General features: G+C 36.0%; 19 protein-coding genes and 1 pseudogene. 2 read left to right on the top strand and 18 right to left on the bottom strand.

Translation table 11 applies throughout. The features are described from left to right. Window positions 1–3 precede the first annotated feature (3 nt). The 6 genes from NV377_RS00860 to NV377_RS00835 all read right to left on the bottom strand — a co-directional run bounded on the left by NV377_RS00860 (window position 4) and on the right by NV377_RS00835 (window position 10889). Window positions 4–909, bottom strand: a complete 906-nt coding sequence (locus NV377_RS00860) for a carbohydrate ABC transporter permease (protein ID WP_258199292.1) — start codon at window positions 907–909, stop codon at window positions 4–6. A gap of 15 nt (window positions 910–924) precedes the next feature. After that, window positions 925–1884: an ABC transporter permease gene (locus NV377_RS00855; protein ID WP_258199291.1), complete on the bottom strand. Its 960-nt coding sequence runs from the start codon at window positions 1882–1884 to the stop codon at window positions 925–927. A 210-nt stretch (window positions 1885–2094) separates the two neighbouring features. Continuing rightward, window positions 2095–3663, bottom strand: coding sequence for a response regulator (locus NV377_RS00850; protein WP_258199290.1), 1569 nt, complete (start codon window positions 3661–3663; stop codon window positions 2095–2097). Next, window positions 3664–5448: a cache domain-containing sensor histidine kinase gene (locus NV377_RS00845; RefSeq protein WP_258199289.1), complete on the bottom strand. Its 1785-nt coding sequence runs from the start codon at window positions 5446–5448 to the stop codon at window positions 3664–3666. It abuts the gene before it with no gap. A 257-nt stretch (window positions 5449–5705) separates the two neighbouring features. Then, entirely contained in the window at window positions 5706–8519 is a 2814-nt protein-coding gene (locus NV377_RS00840) for a glycoside hydrolase family 3 C-terminal domain-containing protein (protein WP_258199288.1), read from the bottom strand. Window positions 8520–8546: 27 nt separating this feature from the next. Next, window positions 8547–10889 carry a glycoside hydrolase family 95 protein gene (locus NV377_RS00835; RefSeq protein WP_258199287.1) on the bottom strand — a complete coding sequence of 781 codons (2343 nt, stop codon included), beginning with the start codon at window positions 10887–10889 and terminating at the stop codon, window positions 8547–8549. Window positions 10890–11564: 675 nt separating this feature from the next. Here NV377_RS00835 and NV377_RS00830 point away from each other — a divergent pair. Further along, entirely contained in the window at window positions 11565–12770 is a 1206-nt protein-coding gene (locus NV377_RS00830; protein ID WP_258199286.1) for an MFS transporter, read from the top strand. A 114-nt stretch (window positions 12771–12884) separates the two neighbouring features. Here NV377_RS00830 and nfsA read toward each other — a convergent pair whose 3' ends face one another. The 3 genes from nfsA to NV377_RS00815 all read right to left on the bottom strand — a co-directional run bounded on the left by nfsA (window position 12885) and on the right by NV377_RS00815 (window position 15323). Then, complete coding sequence (nfsA, locus tag NV377_RS00825) at window positions 12885–13634, bottom strand: oxygen-insensitive NADPH nitroreductase (RefSeq protein ID WP_308860042.1); 750 nt, start codon at window positions 13632–13634, stop codon at window positions 12885–12887. 176 nt (window positions 13635–13810) lie between these two features. Continuing rightward, window positions 13811–14128: a phage holin family protein gene (locus tag NV377_RS00820; RefSeq protein ID WP_258199285.1), complete on the bottom strand. Its 318-nt coding sequence runs from the start codon at window positions 14126–14128 to the stop codon at window positions 13811–13813. Between the two features lie 598 nt (window positions 14129–14726). After that, window positions 14727–15323: a YhcN/YlaJ family sporulation lipoprotein gene (locus tag NV377_RS00815; RefSeq protein ID WP_258199284.1), complete on the bottom strand. Its 597-nt coding sequence runs from the start codon at window positions 15321–15323 to the stop codon at window positions 14727–14729. A gap of 391 nt (window positions 15324–15714) precedes the next feature. Here NV377_RS00815 and NV377_RS00810 point away from each other — a divergent pair. Then, window positions 15715–15915: pseudogene (locus tag NV377_RS00810) on the top strand (RNA polymerase subunit sigma-70); the annotation flags it as partial. Here NV377_RS00810 and NV377_RS00805 read toward each other — a convergent pair. The 9 genes from NV377_RS00805 to NV377_RS00765 form a co-directional block, all read right to left on the bottom strand. Further along, the gene (locus NV377_RS00805; protein ID WP_258199283.1) at window positions 15895–17547 is read right to left on the bottom strand and encodes a recombinase family protein; all 1653 of its coding nucleotides are present in this window, start codon (window positions 17545–17547) and stop codon (window positions 15895–15897) included. The pseudogene NV377_RS00810 and the gene NV377_RS00805 overlap by 21 nt on opposite strands. A 127-nt stretch (window positions 17548–17674) precedes the next feature. Then, window positions 17675–17842: a hypothetical protein gene (locus tag NV377_RS00800; protein WP_258199282.1), complete on the bottom strand. Its 168-nt coding sequence runs from the start codon at window positions 17840–17842 to the stop codon at window positions 17675–17677. A 376-nt stretch (window positions 17843–18218) separates the two neighbouring features. Continuing rightward, a complete protein-coding gene (locus tag NV377_RS00795) occupies window positions 18219–18749 on the bottom strand; it encodes a hypothetical protein (RefSeq protein WP_258199281.1) in 531 nt (176 codons plus the stop codon). 178 nt (window positions 18750–18927) lie between these two features. After that, entirely contained in the window at window positions 18928–19572 is a 645-nt protein-coding gene (locus NV377_RS00790; protein WP_258199280.1) for a hypothetical protein, read from the bottom strand. A gap of 146 nt (window positions 19573–19718) precedes the next feature. Then, entirely contained in the window at window positions 19719–20255 is a 537-nt protein-coding gene (locus tag NV377_RS00785) for a hypothetical protein (RefSeq protein WP_258199279.1), read from the bottom strand. Window positions 20256–20447: 192 nt separating this feature from the next. Next, the gene (locus NV377_RS00780; RefSeq protein WP_258199278.1) at window positions 20448–20924 is read right to left on the bottom strand and encodes a hypothetical protein; all 477 of its coding nucleotides are present in this window, start codon (window positions 20922–20924) and stop codon (window positions 20448–20450) included. A 394-nt stretch (window positions 20925–21318) separates the two neighbouring features. Beyond that, window positions 21319–21759: a hypothetical protein gene (locus NV377_RS00775; RefSeq protein WP_258199277.1), complete on the bottom strand. Its 441-nt coding sequence runs from the start codon at window positions 21757–21759 to the stop codon at window positions 21319–21321. 105 nt (window positions 21760–21864) lie between these two features. After that, window positions 21865–22887 carry a recombinase family protein gene (locus NV377_RS00770; protein WP_258199276.1) on the bottom strand — a complete coding sequence of 341 codons (1023 nt, stop codon included), beginning with the start codon at window positions 22885–22887 and terminating at the stop codon, window positions 21865–21867. Beyond that, the gene (locus NV377_RS00765) at window positions 22868–23680 is read right to left on the bottom strand and encodes a hypothetical protein (protein ID WP_258199275.1); all 813 of its coding nucleotides are present in this window, start codon (window positions 23678–23680) and stop codon (window positions 22868–22870) included. Before NV377_RS00765 ends, NV377_RS00770 begins: the two co-directional genes overlap by 20 nt. Between the last annotated feature and the right edge of the window lie 3 nt (window positions 23681–23683).

Below are 23683 nucleotides of genomic sequence, written 5' to 3'. Positions count from 1 at the left end.
AAATTAACTTTTTACTGCACCTAATGTCATTCCTTTTACGAAATAACGTTGTAAGAATGGATAGATGAATAAAATAGGAACAGTAACTACAATCGTAATTGCCATTCGGATAGACTCAGGAGATACTGAGGCAATCGCTTGTTGTGCATTTGGATCTCGATAGTTTGCAGATGACTGTGTTGATTGAAGCACTTTCATCAATTCATACTGCAATGTCGTAAATTGTGGCTTCTGACTATTGTAAAGATAAGTATCAAACCATGCATTCCAGTGACCTACTGCAATGAATAAGGCAATCGTTGCAAGAACTGGTGTACATAGAGGTAAAATGATTTTCCAGAAAATCGTTAAGTCATTAGCACCATCAATTTTAGCTGATTCTTGTAGTGCTAATGGTAATCCATCGATGTAAGATCTTACGATAAATACGTTCCATACACTTAATAGTGCAGGCAGTAAGTACACTTCGAATGTACCAATTAATCCAAGGTGACGCATCAGCATGTACCCTGGGATAAGACCACCTGAGAAGTACATTGTCATTGCGAACATTGGAGACAACCATTTTCTTGCTTGGAAATCAATACGACTAAGTGTGTAAGCAAGCATCGAAGCGGTAAGTACACCAATACCTGTACCTAGAATCGTTCTAATTAACGTATTGCGAAGACCAGTACCTAGTGATTCATAACCAAAAATAGTTTGATAGTTTTGCCAAGTGAATTCGCGTGGGAAAATCGTTATTCCACCGCGTACCGTATCAACGGAATCATTCAATGAAATGGCTAGAACGTTCAAGAACGGATAAAGTGTTATTATACCAGCCAGCAACATGATGACCACGTTGACTGTGTCGAATATTTTATCGCCTACACTTCTTTTCATAAGCTTGCTTGCATTTGAACTCATCTTATATTTCCTCCTCTAGATGATAGATTCTTTCGTAACCTTTTTGTAAATATAGTTCGCGAGGAATACGAGAATGATACTAACTACAGAGTTGAAAATACCAATCGCAGTACCGTAAGAATATCTACTTAGATTAATACCGTAATTTAATGCGTATAAGTCTATGACTTCCGCATAGTCGACGACGACCGGATTTCCGAGTAAGAATTGTTTCTCGAAGCCGATACTAACAAGGTGACCGATAGAAAGTATGAACAGTACCATAAATGTCGTTCTAATGCCTGGCAATGTAATATGCCACATTTTTCTAAAGCGTCCTGCACCATCTACTGTTGAAGCTTCATACAATTCCTGGTCAATACCAGACATTGCAGCTAAGAAAATAATGGAGTTCCAACCTGTTTCTTTCCAAGCATCTGAGATGGTTACGATTGACCAGAACCATTCTCCCTTAGCCATAAATTGAATCGGATGATCTATTATGTGTAAACTAATTAGAAAATCATTAATTGCACCGCCATCCGTAGATAGCATTTTCGTAACGATACCTGATACAACTACCCAAGATACAAAGTGAGGTAGATAAGCGATCGTTTGAATCGTTCTTTTGAAAAATTGTTGACGCAATTCATTAAGTAAAAGTGCAAAGATAACGGGCACTGTAAAGCTAACAATCAATCCCATTGAACTCATTGCTAAGGTGTTACGTAACACTAAGTAAAAGCGCTCATCTGTGAATAGTTCAATAAAGTGTTTAAGACCCACCCAATCTTGATTCATAATTGAATTCCGAGGTCTATAGTTTTGGAAGGCCATCAACCATCCCCAAATCGGAACGTAACTGAAAATAATGACCCATATAACAAATGGCATAGACATTAGATATAAATACTTTTGTTGAAGCATCGTTTGCCAAAACCTTTTGCCCTTGCTTGCACCATTAACTGTCGTGATGTTTGTTGTTTGTTCTTTCATCCGGCTTCCTCCTACTACAATGATCCATATAACTGATTCGTTGATAGCTTTATAATAGCTGATATAAAAAAACGGTAACACCATATAAATTTGCTATAAAATCATATCAAAAAATGACTTTTGCCATAATAATTAGTGGTTTTTATATAAATCGAAGCGTTTTCAACACAAAAAAATAGAACTAATTATAAATTAGTTCTAAAATAATTATTATTCACATGATTTTTTACTCATAGAGGTAGGTTTATATGCAGAGGGCGAAACCCCTTTATATTTTTTGAATTTGCTATGGAAATAATCTACATTAGCATATCCTACTCGCTCCGCCACTTGATGTACTTTGTAACCTTCTTGAAGCATAACAATGGACTGCTCAATTCTCACATTGTCTAAATACGTATTAAAGCTATCGCCGGTATGATTTTTGAACATTTTACCCAGATAACCGCTATTATAATTGAATAGATCAGCCATCGTCTCTAATCGCAGCGGTTCTGCGTAATGTCGATCAATAAAATCAATCATCTGTTTCATAACTGTTGTATTCGTACTTTCTGTTACTGTTAAGCGATTCATTAACGAAGTTAATTGGAGCTTTAATTGGTCTATCATAAGATGATAATGATGAGTCAAATAAAGCTGCGTAACAAGTTTCAAATCGTCTTCAAGTGCTAATTGTGGATGCATCGCAGAGATTCGATTCATCACCATCGTTAACAATTGTGCCCAACTAGATTTCATCTGTTGCTCAGTTTCACAATAATTTCTCAATAGATCAGCTATTTGATCGAGAAGTTCATCTAGCATCGTTTTGTTGCCAACATCAATCACATAAAATAATTTTTGAGACATTTGATCAATAAATACCGACAATGGAAGCTCAGGCTTGTCAAAATCATGCGCAAGTTTAATCTCATTAAGTTCAAATAAATCATTTGCATGCATAAAGAAGCGATTTTTCAATGCAATTTTCACTTGAACAAGTTCCTCATACAATGCCTTTAAGTCTGTATGTGTAGCACTCATAATTGCAACGAATTGTGCTTTCTGATTGCATGAGAGTTCAATAATATTATTTAAACGTTCTTTCTTCGACTGGTTCATCGAAACCTGATTAATTAATATGCCAATATATGCATCTGTTGAGAATACATATCCCCATTTCTGGTCTTCAATAAAGCTAGAAAGCTGTTGTTTAATCATATTGCGAGTCGTTAATGAATGTTCACGACTATATGTATCAAGTAAAATGATATTCGCTTCTGAATATGGGTGCGTAAAAAGACGCTTCCAATGTTCTAAACTTAGTTCCGCTTCTTGTAGCTCATATTCCACAAAACCTTTTAACCATTCTTCTCGAAGCAACGCTAATGTTTGTGTACTAATAACTGCTTCTTGCTGTGATTTATTCAGTTCTTTGCTAACCTTCTCAATATAAAGCGTTAGCTCATTCTCATCTATAGGCTTCAACACATAACCGTCCACTTTAAATCGAATCGCTTGTTGGGCATATTGAAATTCACCATAGCCACTTAATATTAATATTCGTGATTTGGAACCTAATTGACGAAGCTCTCCAATCGTTCGAATTCCATCCATGATTGGCATACGAATATCAACGAGTATGAGGTCGGGGTTATGTTCCTTATATAACTCAATAGCCTCTACTCCATTACTAGCAAGAGCAACTACATGAAAACCATACTCTTCCCATTCAATTAATGATTGCAAGCCTTGTCTAATCATTGGTTCATCATCAACAATCATTACTTTATACATCTAGTTCTCCTCCATATTGATTGCAAATGAAACGGAAGTACCTTCACCTAGCTGAGAATTTATTTGTAAACCAGCTTCGACTCCGTATGTCATAACTAATCTTTGATGTACGTTCCTTAGGCCAATACGTGATCCATTCTCTTCTTCAAGCTCACTTATTGCTTGCATAACTTGTTGTAATCTCTCGATATCCATACCTTGTCCATTATCTGTAATAACCACTCTCAACTGGGCCAAATGATACTGAATTGAAATATGAATTTTCCCGTCTACTATCACTTGATCTAAACCATGCACAACGGCGTTTTCAACGATTGGTTGAATTAATAGTGGTGGTACTTTCTGTTCTAAAGCACTTTCATCAACGTCTAATGTAAAAGCTAATCGTTCAGGCCCGAATCGGAATTTTTGAATTTCTAGATAACAACGGATAACTTCGATTTCATCTGCCATTGAAATTGAACCTGATCCAACCTCTAAATTTTTCCTGATCATTTTACCAAGCATTCGCACAATGCCAGCAAGTTCCTTTTCACCTTTCATATGAGCATTCATACGAATAGATTCTAATGCATTGAACAGAAAATGTGGGTTGATTTGACTTGCCATCATTTTCAGTTTAATTTCCCGCTGGCGTAGTTCTAGCTGAGATTTTTGATACTCTGTATCTCGAACGCGATCCATTAGATCGCGTATATTACCAACCATATTATTGAACTGGCGCGATAACAATCCTATCTCATCATTACCGGTTATATCGGAGTTAACATTTAGATCCCCCGTACTGACTTTACTAATGTGGCGGTTTAAAGCCAATATTCGCTTAGATATTAAAGAAGACGTTGCATAGATTAGAATCATAGAAATAATGATACTTATTAACATAACTATTAAACCTTGATATGAAATCCGATCAGCACCACTCACTATACTATCTATTCTGAAAATCGACATAATCTTCAAACTGTTTTGACTGTATTGCGGTAACAATTCCTCCACGATAATTCTTGAGGGTTCTCCATTTACCTTCATCTCGTACTGTCCAACACCCCAATTGATTCGCTCGCTTGCGAAGTCTAATTCGGATATTCTCTGACCAACTAAACTATGATCTTTAGCTGCTACAATCGTATCTAAGCTATCAATAATATACGTATCAAATGTTTCTTGCCTAACGATATTGTTCAATACATCAGGCGATATATTCATAACAAGGATACCATTGGTTCTATATAATGGAAATTCCACCTTTCTTACAAGGGAAAGATAGGATTGATTTTTCTTTGTTTCATCAGCAATGAATGCCCAATAGATAAGTCCACTATGATTAGTATAGTCATACCATGAACTCTCGGTAATCTCATCTGTAAGTCGCATAAATTCCCAGTTATCTAACAGCGTTTTATTACTTGAATAAAATTTAATATTGGATATTTCATTGTAAAGTTTCAAATATTCACGAAAATCACTGTAATCTTGAAATGCTTTGACGACTTCATATGTACTCTCATATTGTGTATTTATAACATTCGAAAGATTCGCATCACTCATCAATATACCAGAAATATCAATTGGTCGTTGAATTGTACTTTCCAATTGCAACTTAATTCGTTCAACATTATTATTGGATTGCTCCGTTGCTTGCTCAAGTACATGCTGCCTGAATTGCGACGTAAGATATACACCTACAAAAATAATCGGTACGAAGGCAACAACAATGAATGAGACAAACAACTTTTGTTTTATACGCACATTATCTAGCCGAGCAAGAAACTTTGATAGCATGATTTCTTATCCTCACTTGATGAAATATAGAATCTGATTTTTGTATAAATACTATCGTATCATAACATAGGTTGCACAAAACGATAACCCATGGTGTAACGGAGGAGCTCCGTTACATCATGGGTTAATATAGAGGATGTTCAAAAAGCGGACTTGATAACGATGACTATGCTAACGTAATATAGTCGACATCGTAATGTATCTTCTTTGATGAAGACTGGTCCACTCTTTGAACATGTACTTATAGATATAACTATCTAAATTAATTTAAAGCCACTAATCTTCACAGATCCAATAAGCTCGATTGTTAATTCATCATTTACCGTTTGTAGCTCCACTACAACATCTGACCATTGCTGCTCGCTTGATGGAGCTATATCGATAGCTCCAATGACTATTTCGGAGTTAGACTTCACTTGAAGCTTGCCTCCAGATTCACCACCAGCTACTCTAGCTTGAAGCTTAGTATGTGGTAAATTACAATCTACATTCTCATATACAATCGAACCTTGTTCTCCATTTGCCCTTACGCAAGTAGTACCTTCCTTGGATTCATCCAAGTATACATTTGTATATTGATCATAATTTTCAGCACGTGTCCAATCGGTAAGATTACGAGCAGGAATAACTTCACCAGCAAGCTCATGTGACTGCTCAGCGCGAATATCCGCAGAAGTAGAACCTACTTGGAAGTTGTAAGTTGCTTGTTCAAGTACAAAGCGATCTCTCGTAACATCCCACATATGCAATTGATCAATATGGATTGGTAAAGTAATGAACGCAGTAGCGTCACCTTCAAGTTTCACACGCGTAAAAGCAACCAGTTTTTTGACAGGGCGCTTCACGCGAGAGCCTGATACCGTTACATAGATCTGTACTACTTCATCTGCGGTAATACTAGACGTATTGCTAACTGTAACGGTTGCTTCAAGCTGATCAGCTGCATTGAAAGCTGTCGTTACATTGAAGTCACTATAAGCAAAGCTAGCATAACTTAGACCATGTCCAAATGGATATAGTGGTTTATCTTCAAGATATAGATAGGTACGCTTGCTCTTGATAATATCGTAATCTAACAGATCTGTAAGTTGCTCCTCACCTGTATACCATGTCATATTCAAGCGACCTGCAGGCGAATAATCGCCGAACAATACATCAGCTACGGCATTACCTAATTCTTGTCCCGCATGTGAAAGGTAGACGATGGCTGGGATTTTGTCCGCAAGAGCTCCAAGTACGAATGGATATCCACCAATAATAACAACCACTGTATTCGGATTAACTGCCAAAACTTCTTCAATTAGTTTAACTTGATCAGCAGCTAGTTCTAAACTAGGACGATCGATCTCTTCTTTACCATTAATAAGCGGATTGTTACCAACAACAACTATCGCTTGTTCAGCTATAGCAGCAAGCGCTGTAGCCTCCGCAATTCCATCATTCAACTGTATAATGTGAAGTAGGTCATCCATTGTAGTTACCGCTTCTTCATCAACTGTAATGACTTCACCCATGTTTTGTGGTAATTTAATCGCTTTGTTATTCCAAGACTTAATGCTGAATAATTGATCTTTCTCTTCCTTCAATCGAATAACTTCTTTAACGAACCAACCGAATGCTTCATCTGCATTGGCTGCTAGATGCTTGTCATCAGCGGTAGTTAATAGTTTATTCGTTGCTGTATTTAGAAGCGTATAGCTTCCACAATCCCAATTGACCATTTCAAATGATGTAGCTGCCTCACCGGATTCAATTAATTTCAATCTATTCTCATTGTCTGTATCAACAACAAAACCTTGCTTTGTCGCTGCTTTTGCTAAAGTCACGATATCATTGCCAGAAGAAAAGCTAACAGATTTGCCCGCAAGTTTACGTTCAACCGCTTCTAATACAGTTACTTTGTATGGAAGAGTTCCTGCATACCAGTCACGGAACACAATATTAGCAAGTGGTCCAACTACTGCCACGGATTGAAGTTTCTCTGCTTGAAGAGGTAATATGTTACCATCATTTTTTAATAGAACAACGGATGCTTGTGCTGCACGTAGAGCAAGCTGGGTATGCTCAGGCGCCATTAATTTAGACTCTGGTACATTCGCATATGGATTAAGCTCAACTGGGTCAAATTCTCCTAGCTTGAAACGTACTCTGAACGTATTGAACAGTGCAGTATCAAGATCCTGCTCAACTAACAACCCCTCTGCTAATGCTTCACGAATTGCATTACAAGATTTTTCTTTATCATCTGTAATGCTATCTATACCAGCTTTTATCGAATGAGCAACCGCTTCTTTATAGTTATCATAGTAATGATGATCATTAACGATTCCTAGTAAATCTCCTGCATCACTTACAATAAAGCCATCCATATTCCACTCTTCTTTAACAACTTTCTTTACATCATTAAGAAGAATAGTTGGCGTACCATTTACTGAATTGTACGAAGTCATCATAGACTTCGCTCCGCCTTTAACAAATGCTGGCTTGAATGCAGCTTGATAGTATTCCTTCATATTACGTGGATCAATACTTGCGGAACAGCTACCACGATCAACCTCATTATTGTTACCAATGAAATGCTTCAATGTTGCAATCGATTTGTAATAGGTAGGATGATCGCCTTGCATACCTTGTACTAGACCAGATGTGAGCTCACCAGTAAGTACTGGATCTTCACCATAAGCTTCTTCGGTACGTCCCCAACGTGGGTCACGTTCCATATCAACAGTTGGAGCCCATAATGTTAGTCCGTTAACTTCTGGATTACGTTGGTAGAATATACGGGCTTCATCACCAATAACGGAGCCAATTTCTTTCATTAATTGTGGATCCCACGTACAACCAAGTCCAATGGGTTGTGGGAACGATGTAGCTTCACCTAACCAAGCCAAGCCATGTGCTGCTTCTGTACCATGTTTATATGCAGCAACTCCCAAACGTTCAATCGCTGGTTGATATTGCACCATTGATTCTATTTTTTCCTCAAGCGTAAATCTTGAGATAAGATCGTTCACTCGATCATTTAGTGCTAATGTATGGTCTTGATACGGATATTGGTTAGTTGTAGTCATAGTAGTCTCTCCCTTGAATATATTGAACTAGCTTATGTGAACTGTATATCGACTACCTATATTGGTAGAAATCAATTGATTTGCTGCATACGTCTGATTTGTTACTTCGTCCATTATAATAATCGCTTGGTTATATGCTACACGTAGCGGTTGTCCATATAACGACTCAATTGATGCAGCTCTTAATTGTCCATCTGCCCACTTCAAACTTACTTTAAATCCGCCGCGTGCTGTTAATCCGTTGATCTCACCTGTTGCCCAAACTTTCGGTAAAGATGGGAGAAGTTCTATCACCCCAGCATGGCTTTGAACTAAAGCCTCTACCATCCCGGCAATTCCCCCAAAGTTTCCATCAATTTGGAAAGGTGGATGTGCATCAAAGAGATTAGGATAAGTAGATTTTGTTAACAATGTACGGACGAATGAGTAGCATTCCTCTGGCATACGAAGGCGCGCATATAAATTAATAAGCCAAGCACAGCTCCAACCTGTATGACCACCACCATGAGAAATCCGACTAGCTAATGATTGCTTTGCTGCTTCGATAAGCTCAGATGTATTAATCGATGTACCTGGATGCAAACCATATAGATGCGAAACATGACGATGGCCTGGTTCTTGCTCTGTAAAATTCGTTGACCATTCTTGAATATGACCCGCTTCATTAATAGTCAGCTTCGGCATTTTTGCCAATGCTTGTACAACTTTCGCTCGGAAGTCTTGATCAATATTCAGAATATGAGCTGCCTCAATAACGTGTTGGAACAATTCAGTTACCAAAGTGATATCCATCGCAGAGTTTTCTGCTACGCTACTTACTTTGTTATCACCATATATAAATTTGTTCTCTGGCGAAGTTGACGGACTTACCTTCAGCTGTCCTTGCTCGTCCTCAATAAGCCAGTCAAGACAGAACTGAGCTGCACCTTTCATAACAGGATAAGCTCGCTTTGCTAAATAGGTCTGATCCGGATGGAACAAGTAACGTTCCCATAAATGTTGCGTTAACCATACACCACCCATTGGCCAAAATGCCCAACTTGGATGACCTGCTGTGGGAGAAGACATCCTCCATATATCTACATTGTGATGGGTCACCCAACCATCTGCATTATAATGAACGCGTGCCGTACGAGCGCCAGTTACCGTTAATTCTTCGACCATTTGTAATAATGGCTCATGACATTCACTCAATGAAGTTGACTCTGCTGGCCAATAATTCATCTGAGTATTAATATTCGTTGTATAATCACTATTCCAAGGTGGTTGAACTCGGTGATTCCATATGCCTTGTAAATTAGCTGGCTGCGTACCAGGTCTGGAACTAGTTATTAGTAAATATCTTCCGTAGTGAAAATACAAACTCTCTAGTGCCAAATCTTGTTCGCCAAGCTTATATCGCTCTAGTCGTTGATCCGTAGGCATATGATGCATAGGTTCATTTTCTTCTAAATGGAATTGAACCCGTTCAAATAATCGCTTGTGTTCAGTAATATGGGCATGTAAAAGTTGATCATATTTCAATTCCGTTACAGCTGCTAATTTGGCTTTATTCGTAAGTGAAAGTGCATCGTAATCGTGATGTGGTTGCTTATCAAATCCATTGAAGCTTGTTGCTATTGATATTACGAACACAATATCAGTGGCATTGTTAACAGATACGCCGCTTTCATCTACAAAAATTTCACCATTCGAGAACGCTTGCAATTGTGATTGAAATATAACTCCGTTACCTTCTTCGTATTGCACCGCGAAGGGATGATCCTCAAAATAATTATCTGCAATATGCGTTGGACATTTACTGTTTACAATGTAGCGCTCATCTTCGATGAGAACATTGGACGGATGAGGAAGAACAAAGCTTGCTTTCAAGGAAAGGTTTGTTCTTCCTTGGGATCGATAAGTGATAAATAGAATATCGTCCGTTGAGCTCACCCAAGCTTCACGAATATAGGAATTATCCCCATCAACAGCTACCGTTGTGGCAACGGCTGTTGATAGTTCTAAGCTACGTTCATATTGAGATACATTACTTGGTGCATTCAACCATTCAATATATAGATCACCAAAAGGTTGATAAGCTTGGCAATTTACTGCAAGCATCTTATTTTCGATTAACACTTCAGCATCTGCATACTTCCCTTGCTGCAGTAAATCACGTGATGTTTTCAAATGTCGGAGTGCTTCATAATTGTTCGTGTCTCTTGGAAAACCCGACCATAAAGTATCTTCATTTAATTGGTATCGATCTTTGTTCACATTACCAAATACCATTACGCCAATACGACCATTACCGATAGGAAGTGCTTCTTCCCATTCGGAAGCAGGCAGTGCATAATATAATTTAGTTCCGGATGCATTTGTTGTCATAGTTATCACAAACTCCTAAAAAATATATTGTATTCATATTAGCTTAGTTTCCTCTTTGCTAACACCCAACACTTTATTGTACTTTTCATATAGAAATTAGCTTTCTTACTAGTCTATAGATGATTTGTTACTAGAATACAAAAATAACCTCAGATCAAAAAGATATCTGAGGCTGTATGTGTTGACCGGTTAGTAATGCCACTTTGTATTTCAATGAATGCGCTAACATACTATCTATTAACATTACCATATCCCATTACATTTGTGAGCATTATATGGAATTTTTGTCATTTACAACAACGAATTATGTTACTTATAACTATTTATTGAGACAATAAGAGGTTATTAACGTAATAATAGCGATGCCGTATAAAACAAGTGAAATGATAGTCACCGTTCTTCTCTTCATCAATAAACCCCCTCTCTACTGTTTGCTTATTATATGCGTACTTGTAGAATATAGAGCATGTCCATTTTTTAATGTTATTGCTTAGCGAATTTACATTACACGAAGCATGCTATAGATGAGAGGATGAAGGGATCTGCTATAGAATATCAGGACGTTGCAATATTTACCTGCCAACTATTGCAATGAATATGTGGAATTTGTCCATGCTATCAATATCATGTATTACGGATACCTAATTCGAGTGTTTCATCATGTGGAGGTTTATTATGTCGTTATTATTACGTAATCGTGGGTCAATTTTATTATTAATGATCAATATTTTTATTGTATTTGTCGGAATTGGACTAGTTATTCCGATCTTACCTAAATATATGGAATTATTGCATATAAGCGGTAGCCAAATCGGTCTTATGGTAGCAGCTTTTTCTATTGCTCAGCTCATATTCTCCCCTATTGCTGGACGGATCTCAGATCGTCTAGGTAGAAAACCAGTTATCATAGCAGGAATGCTTATATTCGCTTTAGCAGAATGGATTTTTGGAGCATCTAACAATATCCCATTACTATTTATTGCTCGCATGCTTGGAGGAGTAGGTGCTGCATTAATAATGCCCGCCGTACTTGCGTATGCAGCTGATGTTACAACAAAGCAAGAACGTGCTCAAGGAATGGGCTTTATTAATGCAGCGATAACAACTGGCTTCATTATAGGTCCAGGTATAGGTGGATTCGTAGCCCAGTATGGCGTTAGAATACCATTCTATGGTGCAGCAATCGCAGGACTAATTGCTGCATTAATTACATTTATATTTTTACCATCTAAAGTAGAAATTGCTGACCAAGATGAGAATGAATCATTAGATGACGCCAAAGCTTCCATACCGCTTTGGAAGCAACTTGCACTTTCAGTGAAAGAACCTTACTTTATGAGTTTAATCATTATTTTCATTGCATCTTTCGGACTTGCTAATTTTGAGACGGTGTTTACACTTTATGTTAATGATAAATTTGGATTTAGTACCGTTGATATCGCATATATTATTACATTCGGCTCTATAGCTGGTGCCGTCATTCAAGCTACCGCATTTGGTACAATATTGAACAAGTTTGGTGAATTCAAAGTTATTACCGCTTGTCTTTTTGGATCAGCCTTATTCATTATATTAACGATATTTGTTCATAAATACTGGCTAATTTTCGCAGTCACCTTCCTTGTCTTCTTGGCAATGGATATTCTTAGACCCGCCTTAGGAACATTAATGTCGAAGATGACGACGAACGAACAAGGCTATGTCGCCGGATTGAATTCTGCTTATACAAGTCTTGGTAATATTCTTGGACCGATTATTGCTGGTATCCTATACGATATTAATATCGATTATCCGTATCTTTTAGCAGGTATGGTCTTATTCTTATGCTTCATCCTTTCAGCTGCAACAGGTCGTAAATACTTAACTGCACCTACGAATTAAACTAAATAATGAATTCCCTCATTAGAAATAGCCTTAGATAGGATTGAGCATGTACGCATCATATCTAAGGCTTTATTATATTTCACTGTAATTCTAATTATTTCTTCATAAATATTACTTTTTCATTAATCCTTTGCTTTGGAAAAATGCTTGCTGAGTGGTACGTTGGCGAGCTTGAGATAGTCTTCTTCTCATTGATTCACTCCAACTAAAACTATCCGCTCCGTTGCTACGTTCCATAACATAATCTACAACTCTCTCATCATACTCGGCAATAGTCGCCTCAATCTTTTCCTCATTATAACTGTTCTGATGTAACACCGCTTCTAATGAAAATCGAGGACGGATAAATGGTTGTTCATCTGGGTATCCTATGCACATTCCGAACAAAGGAACTACATGTTGTGGCAATTTCAGCAATTGCGAAACTTGCTCTATCTGATTACGAATACCACCAACAAAGAGTATACCAAGTCCCATTGATTCCGCAGCTAATGCACTGTTTTGCGCCGCTAGAGCAGTGTCTACTGTTGCGACGAGAAAATTCTCAGTAAGTTCAAGATTTTCTATATGTTTATCAATAGTTGTCTCCGTAGCTACAGCGACTCTCCTAAGATCAGCGCACCATACAAGAAAAACTGGGGCAGTATCTACATGCCATTGTGGTCCTGCCAGTTCTGCGAGTTCATGTCTCAGTCGACGATCTACAATATTAATAATGCTATATGCTTGCAAATTACTGGAGGTTGAAGCCATTTGACCCGCTTCAATTATTGTATATAATTGCTCATCCGTAATTATTGTATCCTTATAGTTGCGAATCGAACGATGTTGCATCATCGTCTCAATAACTTCATTCATCATGTAACCTCCTTTTGCCTAAGTGATAACACTATAATAACTTATCTGATTCCATTAAGTAAAATTGATCATAACAAATGAAAAAAGATAACTAGCAGCAACTATGTGCGCTAATTATCTTCTTTCTACAATGAAGCCAATATAATCTTAGTGTACAATTAATAAAACGTACTGCCCAACTATTTAGGCTGTTCTTTCTCATTATTAGCGTCTGTACCATTTTTACGTTTCCATTGGCGATATAAATTGTAAACAAGGATAGACATTGCTGACACAAGTATCCCTTGAATAATGCCATCAATCACCGAAGGCGTCATCGCGATGCCGGCTATTATACCTACGACGGTATTCACATATGGTATTAGCCAATCAGGTACTTTAGGAGTGGACTTCATCATCCAGCCAAGAAACAATAATGTTGGCACTACAATTAGCATTTCTGGCTGAATATATTGTTTCAATAGAACATATATCTCGTTATCGAAAATAAACTCCATTACGCTCACCCCCTATGAAAAAATTATGCATTGATGGTACATAATAACATATTCATAGATTGTGAGAATGAACTGGAATATACCTAGCCTGTCTGAATAAATATTACTCCTAATAATAGTCGATATCTGATAACTGATTACAAATTGAGCTCAAAAGATAATTTTCATCAAAAACACCCTCGATAAATCGTCTTACGGTTCTAGCAAAACGCATACATCTTGGAGCGTATCTCCTTCAAATTTGAAATAAACATTAGTATTTCCATATCCTACATATCCTTCACGCACAAAATTTAACGTAACTATCGTTCCGTCGCTCAACGTTAGTGTTAAATATCGGTACTGATCATTAGTTCTGAAATCACATAGCTCTTTCTCTGTACTGCAATAAGAAGAAGCTCAATGGATTCTAACTATTTTAAATGCTTGTTAAAATAGTTTATTTGAAACGATAAATTTAAGTTTTTAGCCAATAGATTAATAAATGAAAAATAACCCGCTAAACTAAATTAATAGTTAGCGGGTTATTTATAAATCTTCAAGTACTCATTGATGTAAACTAATTGAATTTACACTGCAAGTTGATACTGCATCATTATTAACGTAGAGGAGCAGTAATAGCTTTACCTATATCTTCAATTAGAATTCCTACATCTTTTGCCATGTTACGAACAGGATGTCCGTCCATAGGAACCATTTGAGTCTTCATATCTTGAATACGAGTATGCATGTTTTTATCGCTAGTCACATGTACTTTGTATCCTTTATCAGACTTCTCAACTGCTTTTTTGACTTGTTTTTCGACTTCTGCTTTGTTAGCATTATCCTTCAAGTCAACCCCTACGACAACATCATTGTTGTTAACAAAGACAGTAGCTGCTGATACACCTTTTATTTTCAAAATAGAATTTTGAATATTTTCGGCTGCATCAACATGCACATTCTTGGTGCCCATGTTATACCCGTTTGCATTACCATTCTTGTTGCCGTTCATAGTACCATTCATGTTGCCATTCATGTTACCATTCGTGTTGCCATTCGTGTTACCATACATATTTTCGTCTAATATTGCTCGGTTTTCCGTTGAACGAACTTTTAATTCATTCGTTTTAACGTTTTTTGTGTTCATTCCGCATCCTGACATTGTCAGAACTATGCTTGCAGAAATTAGTGCAAACGCCATGCGTTTATACATGAATTAATCACCTCCTGGACTTATATTGCACTAAGCAAAGTGATTCTATACGATCAGAAGGTTATCCATAAATTCACATCCATAGTGTGAATCTAAGTACTACAGATCACTAAAAAATTACATAATCTTTATTAAACTTTTGAGAATTTACTTTACCTTCATTCATAGTTTGGGCAAGAGAAAGACCACTTTTTAAGTAAGTGGTCAAATGTGAATCGTCTTAATTAATTAGACAATAAAATATATGTCCATTTGTTCACTACATTGAAATTTTAAGAAATTTTAACTAGGTACATGCACATCTAGGCACCCGCCCTCATACATTAGAGAACAGACTATATAGGCTAAGTATCATTAGTCTTGGCCCTTACTTGCATGTGGAGGTGGATATATGCCAGGTTTTTTCTCATCAATAGCGTTGTTCATTAAGCAACTTACTTTATTAGTATCTTATGTTAAGAACAATGCGTTTCCTCAGCCTTTAAAGGAGGATGAAGAGCAATATCATCTAGCGCAGATGGCACTTGGTGATGCTGACTCCCGCAACATACTTATAGAGCATAACCTTCGTCTAGTTGCACATATCGTCAAGATGATGTGGTCGAACTCCGATGTGATTATCCTTCATGGAAAACTGGTCAAATGCCCCTACTGAGGTCACAATTAGCTCGGTTTGTCCGTCCTCTGTATCATCAAATCTTAAAATAATTTCCTCGAACAGCATCTCAATCACTTTCCGCATAAATTCAAAGGTTAAGTTTTCCGGTTCCTGTAGCTTCACTTGAATACGCTGAAGCACCTGCTGTAGCTGCTCTAGTGAGACATGCTCTTTCTCAATTGAAGCTAATTTCATCTGAATCTGCTTTTTGGATTGCTCTAAACGCTCGAAGGTCTCGTTAAGTTTATGGATGTCCTGTAGCATTTCATCCTCTGTAATAACGTCTCTGCGAAACATCAGCTTAATCTTTTCCTTCTCCTGTTGTCGCTGTTTAGCTTCTGCATCCAGTGCATTCACTCTTAGACGAAGCTCATCCACACCCGCTTCATTGCTTTGATTCATTTGTTGGACATAAAGCTCAGGCTGACTTATAAGCGAGAGAACTTGCTTCCATAAGAAATCTTCAATTAGCTCTGCACGAAGTGATTGGCTTTTACATTTCTCTACATTAGGTCCGTATTTGCGTGGAGCTAGATTTGGACAACGATAACACCGATATTTAACTTTTTTTCCTGTTTCCTTATCTAGTCTTCCTGAATAAGTAGTGGCATCCCATGTTCTACCGCAGCAACCACATTTCAGTAATGACTTCAGTAAATACTCATGCTTAGGATTGCCAATATGCTTATTCGTTGTATTTTTCAGTTTCTGACGTTGGACAAGATCAAATAAAGGCTTATCAACAATTGCTGGAACAGATACTTGAAGCCATTCCTGTTCATCACGATAGGCGATCTCACGTTTTGGATTTCCACCTTTAGTCGTTTGCCCTTTTACCTTAGCTGTCTTACGACGGTTATAATAATAGTTCCCAATATAAATTTCGGAGGATAGTATTCTACCAATACTGGATGCGCTCCAGTTTTTAGATTCTCCACGCTTAGGCATAATTCCAGAAGTAACGAGACGATCTCCTATTTCCCTTGTCGTCAGATGCTCGTACACGTACCATTCGTAGATCATTTTGACATATTGCGCTTCTCGCTCATTGATGATGAGCTGTCCCGTTTCGTCCTTATCGTATCCAAACGGTGCTACACGCATTGGCATCACTTTATGTAGCTCACGAACTGCTCGCTCTCGACCACGCACCGTTCTCTTCTTAATTAGGGCTAACTCATAACTAGCGATAGCTGAGATAATGTTAAAGAAAAGTAAACCCTCAGGAGACTTCTCAAACTCTGTATCCGTGAACAAGATCTCTGCACCGTTCTTTTCTAGTTCACGAACGACGATCAGCTTGTCGGTTAAGTCACGACTTAACCGATCTGGATGGGAACAAATAATCTTCGTAATGATCCCATCAGCGACATCTTCACGCAGCTTCATCATCTCAGGACGGATGTCAATATCTTCTCCCGAATATCCTTCTTCTCTATATACAATAATGTCTTTATCGGTATAGCCCATCTCGAAAGCTAACTTACGACATAATTCTACCTGTTGGTCTAAGCTTGTATTATCTATTTGCAGGGCAGTCGATACCCGAACGTATAATCCAATCATTCTTCTTCCACCTTTGTACACATCAATTAGATACTCGTTATAAACAAGGTATGAACTAATTATAGTGAATAGTACACGGCTTGATTAGTGGAAATAAAAACCGACAGTGATTAATCACTGTCGGCTGCTAGCTATAGGTTAGTTCATTCTGAATCTCTTGTAATATATCAGGTGCTAATTGTTCCCAAACGTATTTAATAACTTTATCCAATTCACGCTGACTATCGTTATTCTCTTTGTCATTGACTATGCTTTGATGCTGATAAGTGATTTTAAGCTTACTTTCATTTGCCACCTCAACCACCTCATCACAATCTATGAGGTGATGGGAATGTCCTATGACTTGGAGATAGGAAACGGATAAAATGGTTAATTTCTCTTATAGGAATGTAGTTGGCTAGTGCGTAAGTAAAATGGTGATAAAAAGCGTGTGTTCATCTTACAAGTATACCTACCGCATGAATTCTGTGCGGAGTGATGTGATGACTTCTATGCAATTCAGCTGAATCAGAGTTTTTATTTAATTTATATAAAATACTTTTCAGTGCAAACTATCTGTCTGTTAACTCTCTCAACTTCAAATTTAAAATATAATTATGAATACACACCTTCTTACCTAGCGTAACCGCTGAGTCAGTGTGATTCTATAGGATGTTGTTGCCAGCATAGACCTAACTTAAGAAAGTTAAGTCACCCTTATTTATTTTTTCCTTTACAATTTCGAAAGATTTAGATAATGTATACGCTACAATAACATAAAGAGGAAACCAAGCTTGCATTAATTCATAAAAGTATATTGTAATACCTATCAACGAGTACCATAAAAATGCTGATATACCGTAACTTGAATGATTCCAGATAACTTTATATTCACCTATCACAATTATCTCTTTAAGAAGTATCAGAATCACACCACAAAGTAATAAACCTATTGATAAAAATATAATAAACGGACACCAATCAGTTAAAAATTGTAATATTAATTCGTTTTTCTCAATTATTATTTCAGGGAAATATGTTAGTATCGGTTTCAATCCAATATTCTGTAGCAAGTTTGATTTATCTATAATGCTAACAAATGAGTTTAACATCAAATAGTATAATAAAATTAGCCACATGAATTGTGGCAGAACATAAAGGTTCAACTGCTTGAACTTACCAGTGAAATAATCATCTAGAATTTTAATAACTTCTTGCCCCAATTTTATGACCTCCTAATTTTAGAATACAAATCCCTATAAAGTTTCGTAATCAATACGTTCATTCCCCCTTAGATAGCTCTTATCTTAGGAAATGAATGTGTTGATGAGCTGATTTCTCTGCTAATACATCTCCAACCAAGGGCGCATGCCCGCAGCGTGAATCTGGTGTAAGGTGAAGCTAATTCTTTTTTGAAATAACATAAATATAATTCTTAATATCTCTATTTCTATACTTACCTAATTTGGTATCAATTCGCTTGAATTCAAAATTTATATCTGTAAGTCGCATATTAAAGTAATTATCAATATCTTCTGGATATTTCATTTGAATTCGTTTTTTATAATCCGCATTTACCATAGATTGATATTTTATAATACCATCATGTAAATCATGATAAGAATCCATAACATGTGTAAATATTATTACGAATTCAAAATCCAATTCGATCGATAATTCATTTATTTTTTTCAAATCATAAATAACTTCATTCCACACTTTACTAGATCTAATGTCATGGACATACCAACTTTTTAATTCAATAATTTTGATAGGTAAAGATAAATTCGTGTCATATATAGCTAGATCATATCTTTTATTGCTCTTATCATCAGTTTCATTTCTAAAGACATATTCTCTTGAGATCACTTTGTCTTTATACCGTTTTTGTAATTCAATCGCGATCTTATCTCTAAAGTATGACTCACTTTTACTCGTTACTGAAATGTAAGCTAATTCGTTAAAATCAGAAATGTTATTATCTTGGATTCTATCAATTACTGTCTCAATACAATTAATCAAATCAATATTTATTAATGTGTTCATAGTTTTTCTCCTTTAATTAGTTTTACAAAACATTCAGGTATTCACGAACCTTACGTAAGCAAGATTGTCACCTGAATCAACTACTCTGCTAATAGCATCACCGTGACCAAGTCATAGCCGGAGTGTGAATACTGTGTGATCTTTTTTTAGATATATTCATCACCATCTCTATACCAAATTAACTCCGGTGTCGTTAATTCTAAATTCCCTGTTTTGAATTCGATAAATAGTCCATATTTATAATGAAGTTTATTGTATGGGGACTTATCTGTATAACATTGTAATTTCTTATAATCAAACTTTCTATCTATCGCATTTGTGGATTTCTTTATTTCAATAATTAATAGGTTGTTGTCATTATTTCCTCTGTGATGCACAATAATGTCCGGATATATTGAGAATTTCGAGTATTCCTCATCGTTAATTAATATTTCATTTCTTGTCTTCTTTCGAAGTTTTTCACATTCTACTTTCAGTATGTAGATATTTTTCGAACCATTATCTTCATCAACTTTTTTATTATATTCGCAATCCACGTCATAATCATTAAATTCTTCTTGAAGGTAAGTCGCAAATTTATGAGCAATTGTCCGTTCATTTAGATCATTCTTCAGTAAATAGTGATCACGATTACTTATCTTAGCAATTACCCTTTCGACTTTATTTTTAATGTTGTTTTCCATTTTTTCATCTCCATTTTTTATTATTTAGGACATTACATATAACGATTCGTGGATTCACGACGTTCATTTCCTTTAGATAACACTTATTTTAGTAAAATGAATGTGTTGGTGAGTTAATTCATTGCAATATATCTTCTTCCAACCAAGAGCGTACGACCGCAGTGTGAATCTGGTGTTACCCTCTTCTTCGAGCTACTCTACATTTTTCTTTCTTAATCTTTCGATTAACTCATTAAATCTACCTGCGGGGATCATTGCTCCAGATATTGCAATTAATATTAGTTGTATTTTTGAGGTTAATTCATGTATTTTTGTCCAACCTTCTTTATTTATTGGATCTATGACGGTGCGAATATACTTGGTTTTTTCATAGTAAGAATTTTGAAGTTCACTTAGGTCATTATTTGAATAGTAACTATTTAAATTATTAAAATAACTCCAAATATTATCTAACTTTTCGTTAATTACTAAATTCTGACCATCTTGATTTTGTTTAGCAGCAGTAAAATCAAACATAACCCAAATAATAGATATTATTAAAATGAAATATCCAAACAACTCCACCCATACTGCTACTTTTGGGTACTTTTTTATGAGTGTAATCATCGCTCCAAATAAAACAATTCCAAAAACTATTGCAAAACCAAACATTATATATGTTGCTAGCACTTTACTGACCTCTTTCTTATTTTTGGGTAATTTCCGATAACATCTTATTCATGAATCTCGTAGTACCTAATTACCGAAGAAAAACTAATTTCAATTAATTATACAAAATACTGCTTAATATTACACCCAATACTTTCCAACAACTATAAAACCATAATAAAGTTACTCACCCATTAACCGAGATAAGCAAAATGATCATCACAAATGATCCATAAATAAAACACTTCAGCCCAAAAATCCCCATATTACAAGGGATCTTTCGTCGTTTTACCTCTGCTAAAGGGTGATAACGGCATGCCGTTATCACCCTTTAGCAGAGAATTTTATAGCTTGTACACCCATTTACCGAGAAAAGAAAGCACAAAAAAATCGTCTTGAATATCAAGACGATTTTTTATGCTATATGAATAACTGACTTAATAGAGATTTTCCCGCTACCATCAATAACTGCTTCTGGAATCAAGTAGGTAAGCATTCTACGAAGCACGTGCTGTGGGCAATCTTTGAATGGTTTATCTGTTCTGAGCATAATTTTTAATGATTCTTCATCCATATGCAGCATTTGAATACGATCGACCTCTTGATTTAATTCAACTAGCTTTGTTTTCAAAGTTTCCTTCTTATTCATGTTATAACTGTGATACATCTGTAGATTTTTAATCTCATCCTTTGCTTTCTCAGCATCTAATTTTACGATTTGAGTGAGTTGCTGCTCAACTTGGATAATTTGACTCTCTAATTTTCTTATCGATTGATCAACCTCATGTCGCTCGAACAATAAGCTTCTAACCTTCTCCTCATAATATTCTGTAATTTGTTTAATCATATTTTGCATAACCGTCGTCTTATGAATTTCTCCTAAAATTGTTTTAGATAAAAATTCCACAAAGACTTTATCTAGATCATCTGCTTTTATACGAATACCGCATGGAGCTTCCTTTTAATTGCCACTACAATAATAAATTTTCTCTCCGTATCCTTTACTTCGTTGGTCTTTTGTTAATAGCTTCCGTCTGCAATTCTTACAATGAATAATATCCTTCAGTAAATATGGTGTAGTCAAATATCTAGGGTTACTTACTTCTTTCTCTTTTCTACTGCGATACAATTCAAAGCATTGCTCCCAAAGATGCTTATCTATAATTGGTTCTAATTCTTCCATCTTGTGAATTTCCCAGCTATTTTTATCGTTAGTGCTATTTGTAGATTTTGCTTTACGTTTATAAATACTCAAATATCCAGCGTAAATGGGATTAGTAACAATGAACTTTACTCGTTCCTTCGACCAAAGAAATCCTGTATCTAATCTATGCTCATTAGCATAATTTGCAATTGCCTTAAATCCAAATCCACTAATATACAGTTCATATATTTTCTGAACTACTAGTATTTTATCCTTAACAAATCGCAATTTCTTTTTTGAATCAATATTTAGTTCTTGAAGAGGATTTACATATTCTACACCATAAGGGAGTTTTCCACCTGTCCATTTCCCTTGATGAACTCGTGTTAAAATACTATCCTTCATCCGGACTCTAATATTATCTGCTTCCACTTTACTGTAATTATCTCTTAATGCATTACTTAAAATATCTTTATAGCTATAATTCGACTCTGTACTGGAGGCATAGACTGGAATACCTATTTCATTAAAAATCCGTCTAATTTTAAGATGTTCTATCGGATTTCTTGCTAGACGATCATGATTATAAATCACAACGAAATCAAACAAACCTTCTTCAGCATCAGCAATTAGCTTCATAAGCTCTTTACGTTTTTCTAGAGGATTGCGTGTTGCAGACAGCTCTTCTGTATAACGGTGATTAATACTACATTCATATTTTTGTATGAAAAACTGGCATGATTCTTGTTGCATATTCAAGTCTTGTGCATTCGTAGATACCCGACCATAAAAAGCTCCTATTTTACCTTTAATCTCACTTTTATTTAGCATAGATTTCATCTCGTCCTCCTAATATTTGATCAAAGTATTTGTACACAATATGAATGCTTTGCTTTGAGCCTTTCACTTCAGCAATCACATTTTTCAATAATATTGCTCGATATTCATCAGAATAATTATTGAAATCCTTCAAAAAATTATCAACTTCCTTTACGGGCTTCGCATTTAATCTGAAGTTGTTTTCCATTATTTGAAGTTGATTTACCCGCTCACGTCTATCATCTACCTTATTCCTAATATTATTGCATTGCTCTAACAGTGTCCTTTTCATTTTTATATCATCTAAAGTAAGATATTTCTCCATTAACTTCGCATACTCATCCATTAAATGATTAATCTCAGAATTAAAAGTTTGGATATGAACATGTATTTTCTTTGCAAGAGGTTTTAAAAACTTATACTCTTTGACTGATATTAAATGCAAGCTCATCTCTCTAAGTACATCACCTAAAACTCTGAGCTCAATTTCTTTTTTTTCATAACGATATTTGTGCTTATTACATTGATAGAAGCCAATAAATTTATTCTGACGTTTCTCTACTACAACTTTCATTTTCTTATTGCATTGACAACAGACAATAAGACCTTCGAGTAAAAACGTCATCTTAGGTAACTTTTCTTTGTTAGGTTTAATTTGTTCAAGAATCTGTTGTGCTATATCCCATTCTTGCTTAGAAAGCACATGCAAATGACTTGCTAGAGGCAATGTAATTACATTTTCACTAAATCTGCGAACAAGTTCTCCCTTGTATGTCCGATTAGAAATAAGATCTTCGATATTCTTACTACCCATTGT

The sequence above is a fragment of the Paenibacillus endoradicis genome (assembly GCF_024721975.1).
The sequence above is the reverse complement of the archived record's forward strand: the minus strand, read 5'-3'. Positions and strand labels throughout refer to the sequence as shown.